Here is a 17,473-nt window from a genome sequence, read left to right as displayed (position 1 = left end):
GCGCCGTGCAAAAACAGGAAATTCCTACAGATCATGCCTTCCAACGAAGACTCTCATTCCTACGACAAGCGTCGCCGGAGTAGACTTGGCGCCGCGAGCGCCTGACCGATAGGCTTTGTCCCGTCGCTGCCAAATCAGCGATCCGGAGTCGAAGCCGGTAACTCATCAACATGGCGCATCCGCGCCCCCATAGGAACTGGGGCATTTTTTTGCCTTTCAGTTTCACTCTATGGTGGGCCGTGTGGCGCGGGCCTCTCATGGCTTCCATGTTGAACGAGAATGTCCCGACTTCGAACGCCACACGGTCCGCCACCCAAATCTGTCGAAGGATTAGTGGCGGCTCCTTTTTCAACATGGAGTCGAAATATGCACAAGCTCGCATCAAATCCGTCAGACACTCATACCTGCTTCACCCCCACCGCCTTCAGCCGCCACAACCGCTTCCTCCACGCCTTCATGCAAGACCATCAAGCCTGGTTCTGCGTCCAGGATCTAGGCCGCCTGATGGGCACACCGCTGAACGAACGGCTCATCCAAAAGCTCGATCCCGATCAGCGTCGCCATGTCTGGCTGTTGAAAAACGGCAAAACCCTCGAATCGCTGATGGTCAGTGAATCGGGGGTATACGCATTGCTGGTTCACCACTTCATCCCGGAAAACCGCAATTTGAGGCAATGGTTGAGTCATGAGGTTGTTCCGATGTTGCGAAATGCGCAGACAGCGCCGTTGGAAAACCTGCCGAGCCTGAGTTCGCTGAATTGGGCCGGTATCACGGTGCCGTTGCTGCATTACCAGCATCACGCGTGGATCAAATGGCGGGACATGCCTGATTTGATGCAGGTACAGCGACCGTTCTCAGTTGTTGGCACTGGCAACTAAAGAGATAAATCCGGCCCTCCTGTAGGAGCGAGCCTGCTCGCGATGGACTCAAGAACGCCGCGTACAGCCAGAAAGTACGCGTCATCGTTGACGACCATCGCGAGCAGGCTCGCTCCTACAAAGGACCACATTCGAATAGTTCGTTCTCTTGACCAGCCTGGCCACTGTAAAAGCCAAGTGGCTTTCACGGTAGCCAGGTCCCATCAGAACCGCGAAACACTCCTCATCGCATCCACCAGACACCTCATGGCTATCCGGTCACTCTCCGACAGTTCGCGATAGCGCTCCACCAGCTTCATTTCCTCGGAATTGAGACGACGTCTTCGCCGGCCACTGGATAGGCACGGAAAGATTCCCAACATTTCGGTGATGCCTTGTACTTTCGACATGGACGATGTCCTTCTCTACGTCAAAGAAAACTTCAGTAACCGCATCGCCCTATTCCTTTTTCAGCAGCGCCTTGTACCAACGGAACCGCACCGGCCCGAAGGGCATAAACCGGTCATGAGCACAGAATAGAAATATTCCCGGCGCTGAAAAGCGGTTTTTAGAGTAATTAGTCGAAAAAAGCAGAAATGCCCTCTAAATCAGAAGTCCCTGTCGGAAATGTTTCCCGACATGTCTTGTTTCACTCGCCCGCCATCGCAATGCCATCAATCAATTTTGCGCTTGCATCGAACGGTTTATGCTATCGGGCATCTGTTTAAAGACCGATGCGTTTGGCCGAAGGCATGTCCGAACCGTTATTTCTGATCCAGCACGTGCCAGGAACGGCGCGGGATTGTTCACGACAGGTTGTACTTATGCACCGCAGGAATTTGCTCAAAGCCTCCATGGCCATCGCTGCCTACACCGGCTTGTCCGCCACCGGCCTGCTCGCTGCTCGTGCCTGGGCCGCTCCCGGGACCGCCGATGGCGAAGCCCAGCCCTTCGACTTCGAAGCCTTGAAAATCCAGGCCAAACAGCTCGCCAGCAATCGCTATCAGGACACCAAGCAAGTGTTGCCGCCCACCCTGGCGACCATGACCCCGCAGAATTTCAACGCGATTCGCTACGACGGCGATCATTCGTTGTGGAAAGAAAACAAGGGTCAACTGGATGTGCAGTTTTTCCACGTCGGCATGGGGTTCAAGCAGCCGGTGCGCATGTACAGCGTCGATCCCAAGACGCGCATGGCCCGCGAGGTGCATTTCCGCCCGTCGCTGTTCAACTATGAAAAAACCACTGTCGACACCCAACAGCTCACCGGCGACCTGGGGTTTTCCGGCTTCAAGCTGTTCAAGGCGCCGGAGCTGGACAAGCACGACGTGGTGTCCTTCCTCGGCGCCAGCTACTTCCGCGCGGTGGACGCCACCGGCCAGTACGGCTTGTCGGCCCGCGGCCTGGCGATCGACACCTACGCCAAGAAGCGCGAGGAATTCCCCGATTTCACCAAGTTCTGGTTCGAAACCCCGGACAAGGACAGCACCCGCTTCGTGGTCTACGCCTTGCTCGACTCCCCGAGTGCCACCGGTGCCTATCGTTTTGACATCGATTGCCAGGCCGAGCGCGTGGTGATGGAGGTCGATGCCCACGTGAACGCGCGCACCGCCATCGAACAACTGGGCATCGCGCCGATGACCAGCATGTTCAGCTGCGGCAAACACGAACGTCGGATGTGCGACACCATTCACCCACAAATCCACGACTCCGACCGCCTGGCCATGTGGCGTGGCAACGGCGAGTGGATCTGCCGCCCGCTGAATAACCCCGCGACCCTGCAATTCAACGCCTTCGCCGACACGGATCCGAAGGGTTTCGGCCTGGTGCAGACCGACCACGAATTTGCCAATTATCAGGACACCGTCGATTGGTACAGCCGACGCCCGAGCCTATGGGTCGAACCTACAACGGCGTGGGGCGAAGGCTCCGTTGATCTGCTGGAAATCCCTACGACCGGCGAGACCCTCGATAACATCGTCGCGTTCTGGACACCGAAGAAACCGGTGGCGGCCGGCGACTCGCTGAACTACGGCTACAAACTGTACTGGAGCGCACTGCCGCCGGTCGGCACACCGCTGGCGCGGGTCCATGCGACCCGTTCCGGAATGGGCGGTTTCACCGAAGGCTGGGCACCGGGCGAGCACTACCCGGAAGTCTGGGCCCGTCGCTTCGCCGTGGATTTCACCGGCGGCGGTCTGGATCGCCTGCCCGAGGGTGCCGGCATCGAACCGGTGGTGACGTGCTCGAACGGGCAGGTGAAGGATTTCAGCGTGCTGGTGCTCGATGACATCAAGGGCTATCGGATCCTGTTCGACTGGTACCCGACCAACGACAGTGTAGATCCGGTCGAATTGCGTCTGTTCATCCGGACCAATGAACGCACGCTGAGTGAAACCTGGTTGTACCAGTATTTCCCGCCGGCACCGGACAAGCGCAAATACACCTGAGCCAGGGTTGCGCCCCAACTCCCATTCGGTTTTCCGAACGCGACCTGCCGGTCGGTTCGGATAACCGGATCATTTAGCGCTAAAAAACCCGTCTAAAATATTTAATCTCCTTATAAATCAATACTTTGATTCATTCAGCCTGGCCTGGCACGGGTCATGCTCTACACTTCTTCGACGAATGCCTGTTGCGCCAACACTTCAGGAGCCGTCAGGCATTCGAAGCACAAAAGGGCCGATGAACTGGCTCCATAAAAAAAACAATGTCGAGGAAAATTTGATGCGCATCGTTCCCCATATCCTGGGCGCAGCCATTGCTGCCGCTCTGATCAGCACGCCAGTTTTCGCCGCCGAACTCACCGGCACCCTGAAGAAAATCAAAGAGTCCGGCGTCATCACCCTCGGGCACCGTGACGCTTCCATTCCGTTTTCCTACATCGCGGACGCTTCCGGCAAGCCGGTCGGCTACTCCCACGACATCCAGCTGAAAGTCGTCGAAGCCCTGAAAAAAGACCTGGACATGCCGAACCTCCAGGTCAAGTACAACCTGGTGACCTCGCAAACCCGTATCCCGCTGGTGCAGAACGGCACCGTGGACCTGGAGTGCGGTTCCACCACCAACAACGTCGAGCGTCAGCAGCAGGTTGACTTCTCCGTCGGCATCTTCGAAATCGGTACTCGCCTGCTGACCAAGGCAGACTCCAAGTACAAGGACTTCCCGGATCTGGCCGGTAAAAACGTCGTGACCACCGCTGGCACCACGTCCGAGCGCATCCTGAAGTCGATGAATGCCGACAAGCAGATGGGCATGAACGTCATCTCCGCCAAGGACCATGGTGAGTCCTTCCAGATGCTGGAAACCGGCCGTGCCGTTGCCTTCATGATGGACGACGCCCTGCTGGCGGGTGAAGCAGCCAAGGCCAAGAACGCGAAAGACTGGGCTGTGACCGGTACCCCTCAGTCCTATGAAATCTATGGTTGCATGGTGCGCAAAGGCGACGAGCCGTTCAAAAAGGCTGTGGATGACGCCATCAAGGCCACCTACGCATCGGGCGAGATCAACAAGATCTACGACAAATGGTTCATGCAGCCAATCCCGCCAAAAGGCCTGAACCTGAACTTCCCGATGAGCGACGAGCTCAAGGCCCTGATCGCCAAACCGACCGATAAAGCGGCTGACGACAAGAAGTCCTGATTTCTGACTAACCTTATCTCCTGACGGGGCCCTGCCCTTTCAGGAGATAGTCACTCCCTGCTGGCATTTCTGGAAACACTCGAACCGGTGGCTGTCGAGCCGATCGCGTGTGCCTGATCTTCGAGGTCAGGCGGGAACGGAGCTTCCCCAAGCGGGTACTTGTACATCGATTGATCTGAGGGGAGACCCTAATGAATTACAACTGGGACTGGGGCGTGTTCTTCAAGTCCACCGGCGTGGGCAGCGAGACGTATCTCGACTGGTTCATCTCCGGTCTGGGCTGGACCATTGGCATTGCCGTCGCGGCCTGGATCATCGCCCTGACACTGGGCTCGATCCTGGGTGTCATGCGCACCGTGCCGAACCGCATCGTATCGGGTATCGCCACCTGCTACGTCGAACTCTTCCGTAACGTGCCGCTGCTGGTTCAGCTGTTCATCTGGTACTTCCTGGTGCCCGACCTGCTGCCGCCGGATCTGCAAGAGTGGTACAAGCAGGACCTGAACCCGACCACCTCGGCCTTCCTCAGCGTTGTCGTGTGCCTGGGCCTGTTCACCACCGCCCGCGTTTGCGAACAAGTGCGTACCGGTATTCAGGCGCTGCCCAAAGGCCAGGAATCCGCTGCCCGCGCCATGGGCTTCAAGCTGCCGCAGATCTACTGGAACGTGCTGCTGCCCCAGGCGTACCGGATCATCATTCCGCCGCTTACCTCGGAGTTTCTCAACGTTTTCAAGAACTCGTCCGTGGCCTCGTTGATCGGACTGATGGAGTTGCTCGCGCAGACCAAACAGACCGCCGAGTTCTCCGCCAACCTGTTCGAAGCGTTCACCCTGGCCACGCTGATCTACTTCACCCTGAACATGAGCCTGATGCTGCTGATGCGCATGGTCGAGAAAAAAGTCGCCGTACCGGGCCTGATTTCCGTAGGGGGTAAATGATGGAATTCGACTTCTCGGGCATCATCCCGTCCCTGCCGGGCTTGTGGAACGGCATGGTCATGACCCTCAAGCTGATGGCCCTGGGCGTGACCGGCGGGATCATTCTCGGCACCATCCTGGCGCTGTGCCGTCTGTCCCACAGCAAACTGCTGTCGAACCTCGCCGGCGCCTACGTTAACTATTTCCGTTCGATTCCGTTGCTGCTGGTCATCACCTGGTTCTACCTGGCGGTGCCATTCGTGCTGCGCTGGATCACCGGCGAAGACACCCCGATCGGTGCGTTCACCTCGTGCATCGTGGCGTTCATGATGTTCGAAGCGGCGTACTTCTGCGAAATCGTCCGGGCCGGCGTGCAGTCGATCCCCAAGGGCCAGATGGGTGCCGCGCAGGCGCTGGGCATGTCCTACGGGCAGATGATGCGCCTGATCATCCTGCCGCAGGCGTTTCGCAAGATGACCCCGCTGTTGCTGCAACAGAGCATAATTCTGTTTCAGGACACCTCGCTGGTCTACGCCGTCGGCCTGGTGGATTTCCTCAATGCTTCGCGCGCCAGTGGCGACATCATTGGCCGCTCCAATGAGTTCCTGGTCTTCGCAGGTCTCGTGTACTTCATCATCAGCTTTGCCGCCTCGCAGCTGGTCAAGCGTCTGCAAAAAAGGTTCGCCGTATGATCTCTATCAAAAACATCAACAAGTGGTATGGGGACTTCCAGGTGCTGACTGATTGCAGCACCGAGGTCAAAAAAGGCGAAGTGATCGTGGTGTGCGGGCCGTCCGGTTCCGGCAAGTCGACCCTGATCAAATGCGTCAACGCCCTGGAACCGTTCCAGAAAGGTGACATCGTGGTCGACGGCACGTCCATCGCCGATCCGAAGACCAACCTGCCCAAGCTGCGCTCGCGCGTGGGCATGGTGTTCCAGCATTTCGAACTGTTCCCGCACCTGACCATCACCGAAAACCTGACCATCGCGCAGATCAAGGTGCTGGGGCGCAGCAAGGCCGAAGCCACCAAGAAAGGCCTGCAATTGCTGGAGCGCGTCGGCCTCTCGGCCCACGCCCACAAGCACCCTGGCCAACTGTCCGGTGGCCAGCAGCAGCGTGTGGCGATTGCCCGTGCGCTGGCGATGGACCCGATCGTCATGCTGTTCGACGAACCGACCTCGGCGCTGGACCCGGAAATGGTCAACGAAGTGCTGGACGTGATGGTGCAGCTGGCTCACGAAGGCATGACCATGATGTGCGTCACCCACGAAATGGGCTTCGCCCGTAAAGTGGCCGACCGCGTGATTTTCATGGATGCCGGCAAAATCATCGAAGACTGCAAGAAAGAAGAGTTCTTCGGTGACATCAGCCATCGCGCCGACCGCACTCAGCACTTCCTCAACAAGATTCTGCAGCACTGATACCAGCCGCCCCTGTAGGAGCTGGCTTGCCAGCGAAAGCAATCTGTCAGACACACCGTGTCGCCTGCTTCGCCAGCAAGCCGGCGCCTACAGGGGCCGGCAGAGGTCTGAAGATTTGTGTTGTGGTTGACCCAAGGCATCTGTGATGAAATGCGACCCCAATCTCTATCGCGCCACGTCGCCATCACTCGCCGTGAAACCCCGTCTGATTCGCCATCTGTTCCTGCCGCCCCTGATCATCGCCCTGATGATCGGGCTGGGTTATATCGGCTTCTGGGTCAGTGAGCACTACGGCATCCGCAGCCTCAGCGAAAACGGCCAGCGCCAGCTGGAACTGCACGCCCGCGCCGTCGAAAGCGAAATCAGCAAATACACCTACCTGCCCAGCCTGCTGGAACTCGAAACCAGTGTTTCGACACTGCTGGCCGACCCGACCCCGGAACACCGGCAAACGGTCAACGATTACCTCGAAGGCCTGAACCGGCGCAGCCGCAGTCGGGCCATTTACGTGATGGACACCACCGGTCGGGTCATGGCCACCAGCAACTGGCGCGATGTCGACAGTTACCTGGGTGAAGACCTGTCCTTCCGCGCCTATTTCCAGAACGCCGTGCGTGGCCAGCCGGGGCGCTTCTATGGCATCGGCAGCACCAACGGCGAACCTGGTTACTACCTGGCCCATGGCCTGGAAGAACACGGCAAGATCATCGGCGTCGCCGTGGTCAAGGTGCGCCTCGAAGCCATGGAAGAACGCTGGCAGCGCGCGCGCCTGGAAGCCTTCGTCAGCGACGAAAACGGCATCATCATTCTGTCCAGCGATCCGGCGCGGCGCTTGAAGTCCGTGATTCCCCTGAGCGACGAGACCAAGGAAAAACTCGCCCGCAGCCTTCAGTACTACTGGTTCCCACTCAACGAACTGCAACCGCTGGCCCGGGAAACCCTGTCCGAGGGTGTGGAAAAGCTGACTTTTCCGGCCAACAGTGAGCTGGTTTCCGACGAAGAAAACATCAGCTATCTGTCGCAAACCCGGCCCTTGAGCGATACGCCGTGGAATTTCACCCTGCTCACGCCGTTGCAGGACCTGCGCCGGGAAGCGATCAATCAGGGCATCCTGGTGGCGGTGGCATTCGCCCTCGTGGCGTTCCTGCTGATTGCCTGGAACGAGCGGCGCAAAGTGATCGCCACTCGCCTCGCGGCCCGGGAAGCCTTGCAGGAAGCCAACAATCAACTGGAGCGTCGGATTACCGAACGCACCGTCGACCTGCGCGCCAGCAACGAACGGCTCAAGGGCCAGATCCGCGAACGGCGTCACGCCGAAGAGACCTTGCGCCGCGCTCAGGATGAACTGGTGCAGGCCGGAAAGCTCGCGGCCATCGGCCAGATGTCCACCAGCATCGCCCACGAATTGAACCAGCCGCTGGCCGCGCTGCGCACCCTGTCCGGTAATACCGTGCGCTTTCTCGAGCGCGGGCAACTCGACGTGGCCAGCACCAACCTCAAGACCATCAACGAATTGATCGACCGCATGGGCCGGATCACCGCCAGCCTGCGCTCCTTCGCCCGGCGCGGTGACGACAAGGGCCAGGCCTGTCTCGGCAAAGCCGTGGACGCGGCCTTGCAGTTGCTCGGCGCACGGGTAGAAAACGCCCATTTGCAACTGCACCGCCATTTCGAATCGGTGCAGGTGCAGATCGACCAGACTCGCCTGGAGCAGATCCTGGTCAACCTCATCGGTAACGCCCTCGATGCGATGCAGGCGCAACCGCAGCCAGCATTGTGGCTCGAAGGCGATGTGATCGATGGCAAGTACCGCCTGCGGGTGCGGGACAACGGCCATGGCATCGACGCCGAAGCGCGCAAACACCTGTTCGAACCCTTTTTCACCACCAAACCCGGCGAACAGGGCCTGGGCCTTGGCCTGACCCTTTCCGCGAGCCTGGCCGCCGCCACCGGCGGTCACCTGGGTGTCGAGCACCCGGCCAGCGGTGGTACCGCATTCGTCCTCAGTTTACCGTTGGTAAGCCCCACTCCCGCCGAGCCAATATGAACAACGACCTTAGTGTATTGATCGTCGAAGATGACCCCCATGTGCTGCTCGGCTGCCAGCAGGCGCTGACCCTGGAAGACATTCCCTGCATCGGCGTTGGCAGTGCCGAAGAAGCCCTGGAGCGTGTCGGCGACAACTATGCCGGCATCGTCATCAGCGACATTCGCCTGCCGGGTATCGATGGCCTGGAACTGCTGACCCGGCTCAAGGCCCGTGACCGCAGCTTGCCGGTGGTGCTGATTACCGGTCACGGCGACATTTCCATGGCCGTGGGCGCGATGCAGAAAGGCGCCTATGACTTCATGGAGAAACCTTTCTCCCCCGAACGCCTGGTGGACGTGGCCCGGCGTGCCCTGGAGCAACGCAGCCTGGCGCGGGAAGTCTCGTCGTTGCGCCGGCAACTGGCGGAGCGGGATTCCCTCGAGGGCCGGATCATCGGCCGATCGCCGGCCATGCAGAAATTACGCGAACTGATTGCCAACGTCGCCGATACTTCGGCCAACGTGCTGATCGAAGGCGAAACCGGCACCGGCAAGGAACTGGTCGCGCGCTGCCTGCATGACTTCAGTCGCCGACACACCAAACAATTCGTGGCGCTGAACTGCGGTGGCCTGCCGGAGAACCTGTTCGAAAGCGAAATCTTCGGCCACGAAGCCAACGCCTTCACCGGTGCCGGCAAACGGCGGATCGGCAAGATCGAGCATGCTGATGGCGGCACGCTGTTCCTCGACGAAGTGGAAAGCATGCCTCTGCCCCTGCAAATCAAACTGCTACGAGTGTTGCAGGAGCGCACCCTTGAACGCCTCGGCTCGAACCAGAGCGTGGCGGTGGATTGCCGGGTGATCGCCGCGACCAAGTCCGACCTCGACGAATCGAGCAAGGCCGGCGAGTTCCGCAGTGACCTGTATTACCGCCTCAACGTGGTGACCCTGGAACTGCCGCCGCTGCGCGAACGCCGCGAAGACATCCTGCAACTGTTCGAATACTTCCTGCAGCAGTCCTCCCTGCGCTTCGACCGCGCCGCGCCGGAACTGGATAACCAGACGGTGTCGCACCTGATGAGCCACGACTGGCCGGGCAACGTGCGCGAATTGCGCAACGTCGCCGAACGCTTCGCCCTTGGTCTTCCGGCGTTCAAGAAACCCGGCGCGGGCGGCAGCACCCAGGGCCTGGCCTTCGCCGAAGCGGTGGAAGCCTTCGAACGCAATCTGCTGCGCGATGCCCTGCAACGCAGCGGCGGCAACCTGACCCAGGCCAGCCAGGAACTGGGCATGGCCAAAACCACCCTGTTCGACAAAGTGAAGAAGTACGGGCTGAACCACTGATGGACCTGATTCTCAAGGCAACCCTGGGCGCGGCGGTGGTGGTGATCCTCGCCGCCCTGGCCAAGACCCGAAACTATTACATCGCCGGCCTCGTGCCACTGTTTCCCACCTTTGCGCTGATTGCCCATTACATCGTCGGCAAGGGGCGTTCGATCGATGACCTCAAGACCACCATCGTGTTTGGCATGTGGTCGATCATTCCGTATTTCGTCTACCTGGCGACTTTGTACGTGATGGTCGACAAGATGCGCCTGGAAGCCTCCCTCGCCGTGGCGGCGGTGGCGTGGTTGATGGCGGCGACCGTACTCGTCAGCATTTGGGTGCGCCTCCACACCTGAACACCCCATCCCCCCTTGTGGGAGCGAGCCTGCTCGCGAAGAGGTCGGTACATTCAGCATTGATGTCGGCCGACACGACGCCTTCGCGAGCAGGCTCGCTCCCACAAAGGTGCTCTACTGGCCTGCTGGCCCATCCCTTGCATTTACCCCCAAAAGCCCCCCGGCTGGCCTTCATGATCGATGAAGCCGGTGTCTGGGCGGGTCTGCCAAGGGTGAATCCTGACCTTGAACATTTTAGATCTCGACCACAGCCTGACTGCCCAGGCCCCCATCGCGCAGTTACTCGACAGCGGCCGCGCCAAACGCCTTGACCTGCTCGATCTCGGGCCGAAACTGCGGCTGTGGTCCAGCGAGCGCACCTGGCGTCGCTTTACCGAACGCCTGCAACAACGGCCCCGACACACGGGCCCGCAGCCGGAAATCTTCTTCGTCGGTTCCGGCGACTATCACCATTTGACCCCGGCCTTTCTCGCTGACTTGCCGGAGCCGACCAGCCTGATCCACTTCGACAACCATCCCGACTGGGTCCGATTCGCTCCTCGTCGACATTGCGGCTCGTGGGTCAATCAGGCGCTGAAACTGCCGAACATCCGGCGCATCGTCACCCTCGGCCCGTGCAGCGACGACCTGCAAAATCCGCAGTTCAAGGGCGGCAATCTGCGTGCGCTCAAACGCGGTGTCCTGGAGATGTACCCCTGGGAGCGTCCGCCCTCGAAAATCTGGGGCATGATCGGTGACGGGGCCGGGCATCGGCAGCAGGAAAACCTGCTGCACTGGCGCAACCTGTCCGGCCTGGACTGGACGCAATTTCTCCGACAACTGGTCGCCAGCCTGCCCACCGAAGCGGTGTGGATCACTATCGACAAGGATGTGCTGGCCAGCGAAGACGCCGCGACCAATTGGGATCAGGGCGGCATGCGCTTGAGTCACCTGTTGCAGGCGATTCGCGTGCTGGCGGCCGGTAAACGCGTCCTCGGCATCGACATCTGTGGCGAGTACGCCCGCCCGGCGTTCAGCAACGCCTTCAAACGCTGGGAAGCCCGCTCCGACCAGCCTCCGGCAGAGCGCTGGAGCGAAGCCGATCTGCTGCGCAACGCCACGACCAATCAGGCCCTGATCGAGTTGTTCGAGGAACTGTTCCCATGACCTTGACCGTGATTCTCCTGGTGGCGTTTTCCATTGTGCTCGACGTCATCGGCCAGCTCTGTTTCAAGCTCGGCCTGGACCGCTTGCCGGAACTGGAAGGCGGGTTTCGCCTGAATGCGTTCTGGGGCCAGGTGTTCAATGCGCCGCTGTTGTGGTGCGGGATCGGCGCTTATGTGATCGAGTTTTTCGTCTGGCTCGAAGCCCTGTCCCGGGCGCCGCTGAGCCTGTTGTTTCCCGCCGCCGCGCTGGCGTATTGCGGCGTGGTGCTGGCCGGCAAGCTGTTCCTCGGCGAAACCGTCAGCCGCCGTCGCTGGCTGGGCACACTGGTGATTACGGCGGGCGTGATGCTCGTGTGTGTCGGCCATGCCTGATTCTCAACTGATACTCAAAAGGAATGGCTCGATGGATTGGCTTCACGGCCGCCTGGGCACCGTGGTGCTCTGGGCGTTGCTGATTATTCTGGAAAGTGGCGGGCAGATCGCGACCAAGGTCGGCGGCAATCAACTGGGGCAAATGGACTTCAGCCTGCAATGGCTGCTCAACGTCGCCCAGGCACCGGGCGTGTTGATCGCGATTGCCTGCTACATCGGCGCGTTCTTTGTCTGGATGCTGATTCTGCGGCGCAGCAGCCTGTCCCTCGCGTTCCCGCTCAGTTCGCTGGTGTTCGTCGGTGTGCTGCTGGGGTCGTGGCTGGGGCTGGGAGAGCAGATCAGCGTGCTGCACTGGGTGGGCGTGGCCGTGATCATGGGCGGCATTGCGCTGCTGGCCGAGGGCGAGGAAACCTGAGGAAATCGACTGTGGGAGCCTGCTGGCTCCCACGTTTTATACGGTTCAATCCTTGCGATGAGCCACCAGAAACCCGAGGCCATGGGCCACCGGAATGTCCTTCACGCCCGCCTCCCGCTGCTGCCCGGCGATCTCCCGGTGAAAGGCCTTGACCCGGGTCCAGTGCATTTTCGGCCGATAGTGGTGTTCGGCATGGTAGCCGTTGTTCATCCACAGCAGGTTGTAGAGCGGGCTGTAGGCGCTGACGCCCCAGGCAATCGGCGAATCCGGATTACCGCCAAAATGCTCGTAGTAGCCGTTGAGCGATGACAGAGCCTGGCCCAGATACCAGAACGGCAACAACACCAGCACCGCCCGCCAATCATAGGCTGCCAGCCCCAGGTAGAACGCCAGCGTCACGCCGATCTCCACTTTGACCCAGCGCGCATCGTCGGGACGCTTGCGACGCATCTGGTCGTAGATCGGCTTGGGGTCGTCGCGAAAGAAACTCAGGAAGGTGTAAGCCCAGGGGTTCTCGGGCTGCCCGTCCTTGCCCCGCTGGTAAATCGACAGCGGATCAATGGTCTTGCCATCCGCCCCCGGCCGGTCCGAGTTGCCCCGGTGATGCCGGTTGTGGATGTCGCGGTAGAGGGTCTGGGAGAAACCGATAGTGAGCGACAGCAGCAGGTCAAAGGCGCGGTTGAGCCACGCCGGCGTGAAGTAGGCGTTGTGGATCTGGTTGTGGGAAATGCTGTTGATGCTCCACGACAGGCTCACCGCATAGCCCAGCGCCAAAGGCACCAACGCCCACCAGGACAGCGCATGAAAGGCTGTGACCAGCCACACGACAAATGCGAAATGGGCCAGGCCGAGGGCGATGGGAATCAGGTCCCACAGCGAATGGGCCAGCAGACGATAAACAGGGCGAGCCATGAAGAACATCCTGAAACAATGGGTTCGACACGACTGTTTGCAAAGGCCAGACCAGTTCCCGCCAGGCTCACTTGAATTTATAGGCGATCGCCATCTGCACCTCGCCCTGATTGGTATCGCCGACGCTTTTGACAATGCTGCTGTCGGCCGCCGAGCCTGTCAGGTGAATCCAGCTGGCGCTGGTCACCAGCGACCACTGCGGCCCAAGCGGGAACTCGAAACTCTGGGTCAGCTCAATGTTCTGCAAACCGCCGCCGGCGTTGTATGCACGGAAACCGGACGCCTGGGCTTCCTTGTCGCTGACACCGAAGAAGGTGTTGTTCTGTCGGGCATTGGCGAAATGCGCGGTCAGATTGCTGCTGCCGATCACGCCCCCGCCCAGTGGATAACCGATCTCGCCACCGACCCGGCCGAGCACGCCGCCCTGTCCGCCGCCACCGCCGATGGCTTGGCCGACGGACGCGAACACCCGCCAGAAATCGGCCGGAGCGTACTGCACGAAACCACCGGCCTCCGCCATGTCAGGCACATCGCGCAACCCGCGCAACTCACCGTTCGAGGTGCGGCCCGGCAGGTAATTCACATAGGGCCCGGCGCTGAAACCGTTGGTTTTCAAGGCGCTCCAGGTCAGTCCGTCGTCGGTACTGAGGCTGACATCGCCCCAGTCCAGATCGAGATACGGCAACGGTTGGGTTTCATAACGGCTGCCGCTGGGATCGTGAGGCTGATAACCCAGGCCCACCCCCGCCTCCCCGGTGATGCCGTTCGCCATAGCGTTCGCCGAAAAGCCCGCCAACGCCGCCAGTAAAAGCAATGTCTTCCTATTCATGAGGCCGTTCCTTGTTCCGAATATGCGCGCATCAATCCCCGGATGGCACCCACCGCGCAAGCACTCATGTTGTTTGTAGCAAGCTACAAAAATTGTAGCTTCAGTTTATAAAAAGCCCTTACCAGCCCGGCAAAACAGGGCTCCCGGCACTTGGCACAGTCCCTGCTCTACCCCTCGGCAAGCGCACACAGCGCGCTCTGACCAATAGGTAATGCAGATGATTGACTGGCATATCGTGTGTGATTTCGACGGGACCATCACCCGCACCGACGTGATCGACAGCATCCTCGAACGCTTCGCCGACCCGAGTTGGGAAGTGATCGAAAACCAGTGGCTGGCCGGTGATATCGGTTCCCGTGAATGCCTCAGCCGCCAGCTCTCGCTGGTCAAGGCCACGCCCGGCCAATTGCTGGCGTTCTTCGACAGCATCGAGATCGATCCGGACTTCCCCGACTTCGTCGACCACGCCATCGGCCTGGGCGCTTCGTTCGAAGTGGTCAGCGACGGCATCGAACAAGGCATCGCGCGAATTCTGGCGCGCAACTACGTGACCCTGTTGCCGATCCTCGCCAACCGCCTGCGACAGCGGGATCACGAAAGCTGGCGCATCGACTTTCCGCATTCCAGCGACGCCTGCCGCGCGGCATCCGGCAACTGCAAATGCAAATCCACGCCCGGCAACAAACGGGTGCTGGTGATCGGCGACGGCCAGTCCGACATGTGCGTGTCGTCCACCGCCGACTTCGTCTTCGCCAAGGGGCGCCTCGCCGAATACTGCGAACGCAACGCGATCCCTCACGCCCGCTTCGACAGCTTCGCCGAACTCCCGGCTTTGCTGGCCCTGCTGCCAAAAGCCAGCGCCGCCAACGCCACCTCTTTCAATGTAGAAACACAGGAACTCTTCCACCATGTCTGATATTCGAATCGCTACCCTGGAAGACCGGATCCTTCTGGAAAAAGAAGCCAAGTACTGCTCCTACGGCGACACCGTTCACTACATCGAGCCGCCGCGTATCTTCAGCCGCTGCGAAGGCTCCTACGTCTGGGACACCGAAGACCAGGCCTACCTCGATTTGCAAATGTGGTACTCGGCCGTCAACTTCGGCTACGCCAACCCGCGCCTGAACAACGCGCTGAAACAGCAGATCGACACCCTGCCGCAAATCGCCAGCCAGTACCTGCACAAGGGCAAGATCGAGCTCTCGGAAATGATCGCCGTGGACGCGAAGAATAAATTCGGTCTCGACGGTCGCGTGCATTTCAACGTCGGTGGTTCGCAGTCGATCGAGGACTCGTTGAAAGTGGTGCGTAACGCCAGCAACGGCAAGAGCCTGATGTTCGCCTTCGAGGGGGGCTACCACGGGCGCACCCTGGGCGCGTCGTCGATCACCTCCAGCTACCGCTATCGCCGCCGCTACGGCCACTTCGGCGAGCGCGCCAACTTCATCCCGTTCCCGTACCACTTCCGTGGCCCCAAAGGCATGACCAAGGAAGAGTACGGCAGCCATTGCGTGCAGCAGTTCGCCCGCTTGTTCGAGACCGAATACAACGGCGTCTGGGACCCGAAAGTCGGCCAGAGCGAATACGCCGCGTTCTACGTCGAGCCGATCCAGGGCACCGGCGGCTACGTGATTCCGCCGATGAACTTCTACAGCGAACTCAAGCATGTGCTGGACCAGCACGGCATCCTGATGGTGGTCGACGAAATCCAGATGGGCTTCTATCGCACCGGCAAGCTGTGGTCGATCGAGCACTTCGACGTCAAGCCGGACGTGATTGTCTTCGGCAAAGCCTTGACCAACGGCCTCAATCCACTGGGCGGCATCTGGGCCCGGGAAGAGCTGATCAACCCCACCGTCTTCCCGCCAGGCTCGACCCACTCGACCTTCGCCTCCAACCCGCTCGGCACGGCGGTGGGCCTGGAAATGTTCAAGATGACCAGCGAAGTCGATTACGGCGCAATGGTCATGAACAAGGGCAAATACTTCCTTGAAGGTCTGAAAGACTTGCAGAAGCGCTACCCGATCATCGGCGATGTCGACGGTCTGGGCCTGGCCCTGCGCTGCGAAATCTGTGCTCCGGACGGGTTCACCCCGGACAAGGCGACCCTGGATTTCATGGTCGAAGAAGGCATGAAGGGCGACATCGAAATCGACGGCCAGCGCCTGGGCCTGATCCTCGATGTCGGCGGTTACTACAAGAACGTGATCACCCTGGCGCCATCGCTGGAGATCAGCTACCCGGAAATCGACCTCGGCATCGCCCTGCTCGATCGTCTGCTGCACCGGGCGATGCAACGATGAACGCCGCGTTTTCACCGGATGCGATAGACATGGGTGAAGGCAGCGCCGGCTTCGTTCTCGGCAGCGGGGAGGTCGCGGTGCTGTTGATCCACGGCCTCACCGGCACCCCGACGGAACTGCGCCGGGTCGCCATGGGGCTGGCCAAGGCCGGGTATACGGTCTACGTGCCGACCCTGGCCGGCCATTGCGGTGATAACGCCGACCTGCAAGCCACGGGTTGGCGCGACTGGTACGAGAGCGCGCGCAACACCTTCGTCGGTGTACGGCGCAAACACGAGCACGTGTTCGTCGGCGGTTTGTCCATGGGTGCGGTGCTGTCGATGTATCTGGCGGCCGAGCATCCGGGGCAGATCGAAGGGCTGTTGCTGTACTCGACAACACTGCGATACGACGGCTGGAACATGCCCTGGATCGCTAAGTTGAGCAGTCTGGCAATGTCGATTCCGTTTGGCGTGCACCTGTGCCGCTTCAACGAAAAACCACCGTACGGAATCAAGGACGAACGCCTGCGAGCGATCGTCGAGCGACAGATGAAGGCCGGCGAAAGCGGCAATGCCGGGCTGCTGACCATGTCCGGGGTCAGTGTTCGAGAGCTGCACCGGCTGGTGGCGGCGGTAAAAAAACGCATGCCACGGATCACCACCCAGGCGTTGGTCCTGCACTCGCGGGAAGACGACATCACCAGTCGCTGGAACGCCGACTATGTGGAACGCAAGCTCGGTGGGCCCGTGGTGAAAATCCTGCTGGACGACTGCTACCACATGATCACTGTCGATCTGCAATACCGTCGCGTGGTGGAGCTGAGCGCGGACTTTATCCAGCACCGTTTCACGCAACAAGGAACCACCGCGCACCCCCCGCGCCAGGACTATCGGCAGCTGGCCTGAACACATCGACGAACCTATGCACGCCCCCCTGTAGGAGCGAGCCTGCTCGCGAAAGTCGTT

At 60.3% G+C, this 17,473-nt stretch carries 18 protein-coding genes; 15 read left to right on the top strand and 3 right to left on the bottom strand.

Features of this window, described 5'->3' with window-relative positions:
* The first annotated feature begins 366 nt into the window (after positions 1 to 366).
* Positions 367 to 879 (top strand): BRO-N domain-containing protein, encoded by a 513-nt coding sequence (locus tag LAB08_RS05125; RefSeq protein WP_096513223.1) that lies wholly within the window; start codon positions 367 to 369, stop codon positions 877 to 879.
* A gap of 203 nt (positions 880 to 1,082) precedes the next feature.
* On the opposite strand, the gene LAB08_RS05120 is transcribed toward LAB08_RS05125, so the two are convergent.
* Positions 1,083 to 1,268: a hypothetical protein gene (locus LAB08_RS05120; protein ID WP_096513224.1), complete on the bottom strand. Its 186-nt coding sequence runs from the start codon at positions 1,266 to 1,268 to the stop codon at positions 1,083 to 1,085.
* Between the two features lie 414 nt (positions 1,269 to 1,682).
* On the opposite strand from LAB08_RS05120, the gene LAB08_RS05115 reads away from it, so the two are divergent.
* The 11 genes from LAB08_RS05115 (at position 1,683) to LAB08_RS05065 (ending at position 12,482) form a co-directional block, all read left to right on the top strand.
* Positions 1,683 to 3,308, top strand: a complete 1,626-nt coding sequence (locus LAB08_RS05115) for a glucan biosynthesis protein D (RefSeq protein ID WP_096513225.1) — start codon at positions 1,683 to 1,685, stop codon at positions 3,306 to 3,308.
* A 277-nt stretch (positions 3,309 to 3,585) separates the two neighbouring features.
* Complete coding sequence (locus tag LAB08_RS05110; protein WP_096515557.1) at positions 3,586 to 4,500, top strand: glutamate/aspartate ABC transporter substrate-binding protein; 915 nt, start codon at positions 3,586 to 3,588, stop codon at positions 4,498 to 4,500.
* Positions 4,501 to 4,691: 191 nt separating this feature from the next.
* Complete coding sequence (locus tag LAB08_RS05105; RefSeq protein WP_096513226.1) at positions 4,692 to 5,438, top strand: amino acid ABC transporter permease; 747 nt, start codon at positions 4,692 to 4,694, stop codon at positions 5,436 to 5,438.
* Positions 5,438 to 6,109, top strand: a complete 672-nt coding sequence (locus LAB08_RS05100; RefSeq protein WP_096513227.1) for an amino acid ABC transporter permease — start codon at positions 5,438 to 5,440, stop codon at positions 6,107 to 6,109. The genes LAB08_RS05105 and LAB08_RS05100 overlap by 1 nt, the downstream gene beginning before the upstream one ends.
* Positions 6,106 to 6,840 (top strand): amino acid ABC transporter ATP-binding protein, encoded by a 735-nt coding sequence (locus tag LAB08_RS05095; RefSeq protein WP_096513228.1) that lies wholly within the window; start codon positions 6,106 to 6,108, stop codon positions 6,838 to 6,840. Before LAB08_RS05100 ends, LAB08_RS05095 begins: the two co-directional genes overlap by 4 nt.
* 145 nt (positions 6,841 to 6,985) lie before the next feature.
* The gene (gene aauS, locus LAB08_RS05090) at positions 6,986 to 8,887 is read left to right on the top strand and encodes a two-component sensor histidine kinase AauS (protein ID WP_096513229.1); all 1,902 of its coding nucleotides are present in this window, start codon (positions 6,986 to 6,988) and stop codon (positions 8,885 to 8,887) included.
* Positions 8,884 to 10,212 (top strand): two-component response regulator AauR, encoded by a 1,329-nt coding sequence (gene aauR / locus LAB08_RS05085; protein WP_096513230.1) that lies wholly within the window; start codon positions 8,884 to 8,886, stop codon positions 10,210 to 10,212. Before aauS ends, aauR begins: the two co-directional genes overlap by 4 nt.
* An 8-nt stretch (positions 10,213 to 10,220) precedes the next feature.
* The gene (locus LAB08_RS05080) at positions 10,221 to 10,550 is read left to right on the top strand and encodes a GlpM family protein (protein ID WP_172901689.1); all 330 of its coding nucleotides are present in this window, start codon (positions 10,221 to 10,223) and stop codon (positions 10,548 to 10,550) included.
* 225 nt (positions 10,551 to 10,775) lie between these two features.
* On the top strand, positions 10,776 to 11,696 hold the full coding sequence (locus LAB08_RS05075; RefSeq protein ID WP_096513233.1) for an arginase family protein: 921 nt from the start codon (positions 10,776 to 10,778) through the stop codon (positions 11,694 to 11,696).
* Positions 11,693 to 12,067 carry a DMT family transporter gene (locus tag LAB08_RS05070; protein ID WP_096513234.1) on the top strand — a complete coding sequence of 125 codons (375 nt, stop codon included), beginning with the start codon at positions 11,693 to 11,695 and terminating at the stop codon, positions 12,065 to 12,067. The genes LAB08_RS05075 and LAB08_RS05070 overlap by 4 nt, the downstream gene beginning before the upstream one ends.
* A 31-nt stretch (positions 12,068 to 12,098) precedes the next feature.
* Positions 12,099 to 12,482, top strand: a complete 384-nt coding sequence (locus LAB08_RS05065) for a DMT family transporter (protein ID WP_372237720.1) — start codon at positions 12,099 to 12,101, stop codon at positions 12,480 to 12,482.
* Positions 12,483 to 12,527: 45 nt separating this feature from the next.
* On the opposite strand, the gene LAB08_RS05060 is transcribed toward LAB08_RS05065, so the two are convergent.
* Complete coding sequence (locus LAB08_RS05060) at positions 12,528 to 13,394, bottom strand: fatty acid desaturase family protein (RefSeq protein WP_096513236.1); 867 nt, start codon at positions 13,392 to 13,394, stop codon at positions 12,528 to 12,530.
* Between the two features lie 67 nt (positions 13,395 to 13,461).
* Entirely contained in the window at positions 13,462 to 14,223 is a 762-nt protein-coding gene (locus tag LAB08_RS05055) for a MipA/OmpV family protein (protein WP_096513237.1), read from the bottom strand.
* A gap of 217 nt (positions 14,224 to 14,440) precedes the next feature.
* On the opposite strand from LAB08_RS05055, the gene LAB08_RS05050 reads away from it, so the two are divergent.
* The 3 genes from LAB08_RS05050 to LAB08_RS05040 are packed head-to-tail and all read left to right on the top strand — an operon-like array spanning position 14,441 to position 17,413.
* Positions 14,441 to 15,139 (top strand): HAD-IB family phosphatase, encoded by a 699-nt coding sequence (locus LAB08_RS05050; protein WP_096513238.1) that lies wholly within the window; start codon positions 14,441 to 14,443, stop codon positions 15,137 to 15,139.
* Positions 15,132 to 16,526 (top strand): aspartate aminotransferase family protein, encoded by a 1,395-nt coding sequence (locus tag LAB08_RS05045; protein ID WP_096513239.1) that lies wholly within the window; start codon positions 15,132 to 15,134, stop codon positions 16,524 to 16,526. Before LAB08_RS05050 ends, LAB08_RS05045 begins: the two co-directional genes overlap by 8 nt.
* Positions 16,523 to 17,413 carry an alpha/beta hydrolase gene (locus LAB08_RS05040; protein WP_096513240.1) on the top strand — a complete coding sequence of 297 codons (891 nt, stop codon included), beginning with the start codon at positions 16,523 to 16,525 and terminating at the stop codon, positions 17,411 to 17,413. The genes LAB08_RS05045 and LAB08_RS05040 overlap by 4 nt, the downstream gene beginning before the upstream one ends.
* Positions 17,414 to 17,473 lie beyond the last annotated feature (60 nt).

This window comes from Pseudomonas izuensis (assembly GCF_002356535.2).
Lineage (GTDB): Bacteria > Pseudomonadota > Gammaproteobacteria > Pseudomonadales > Pseudomonadaceae > Aquipseudomonas > Aquipseudomonas izuensis.
This window is presented reverse-complemented; position numbering and strand designations above follow the sequence as displayed.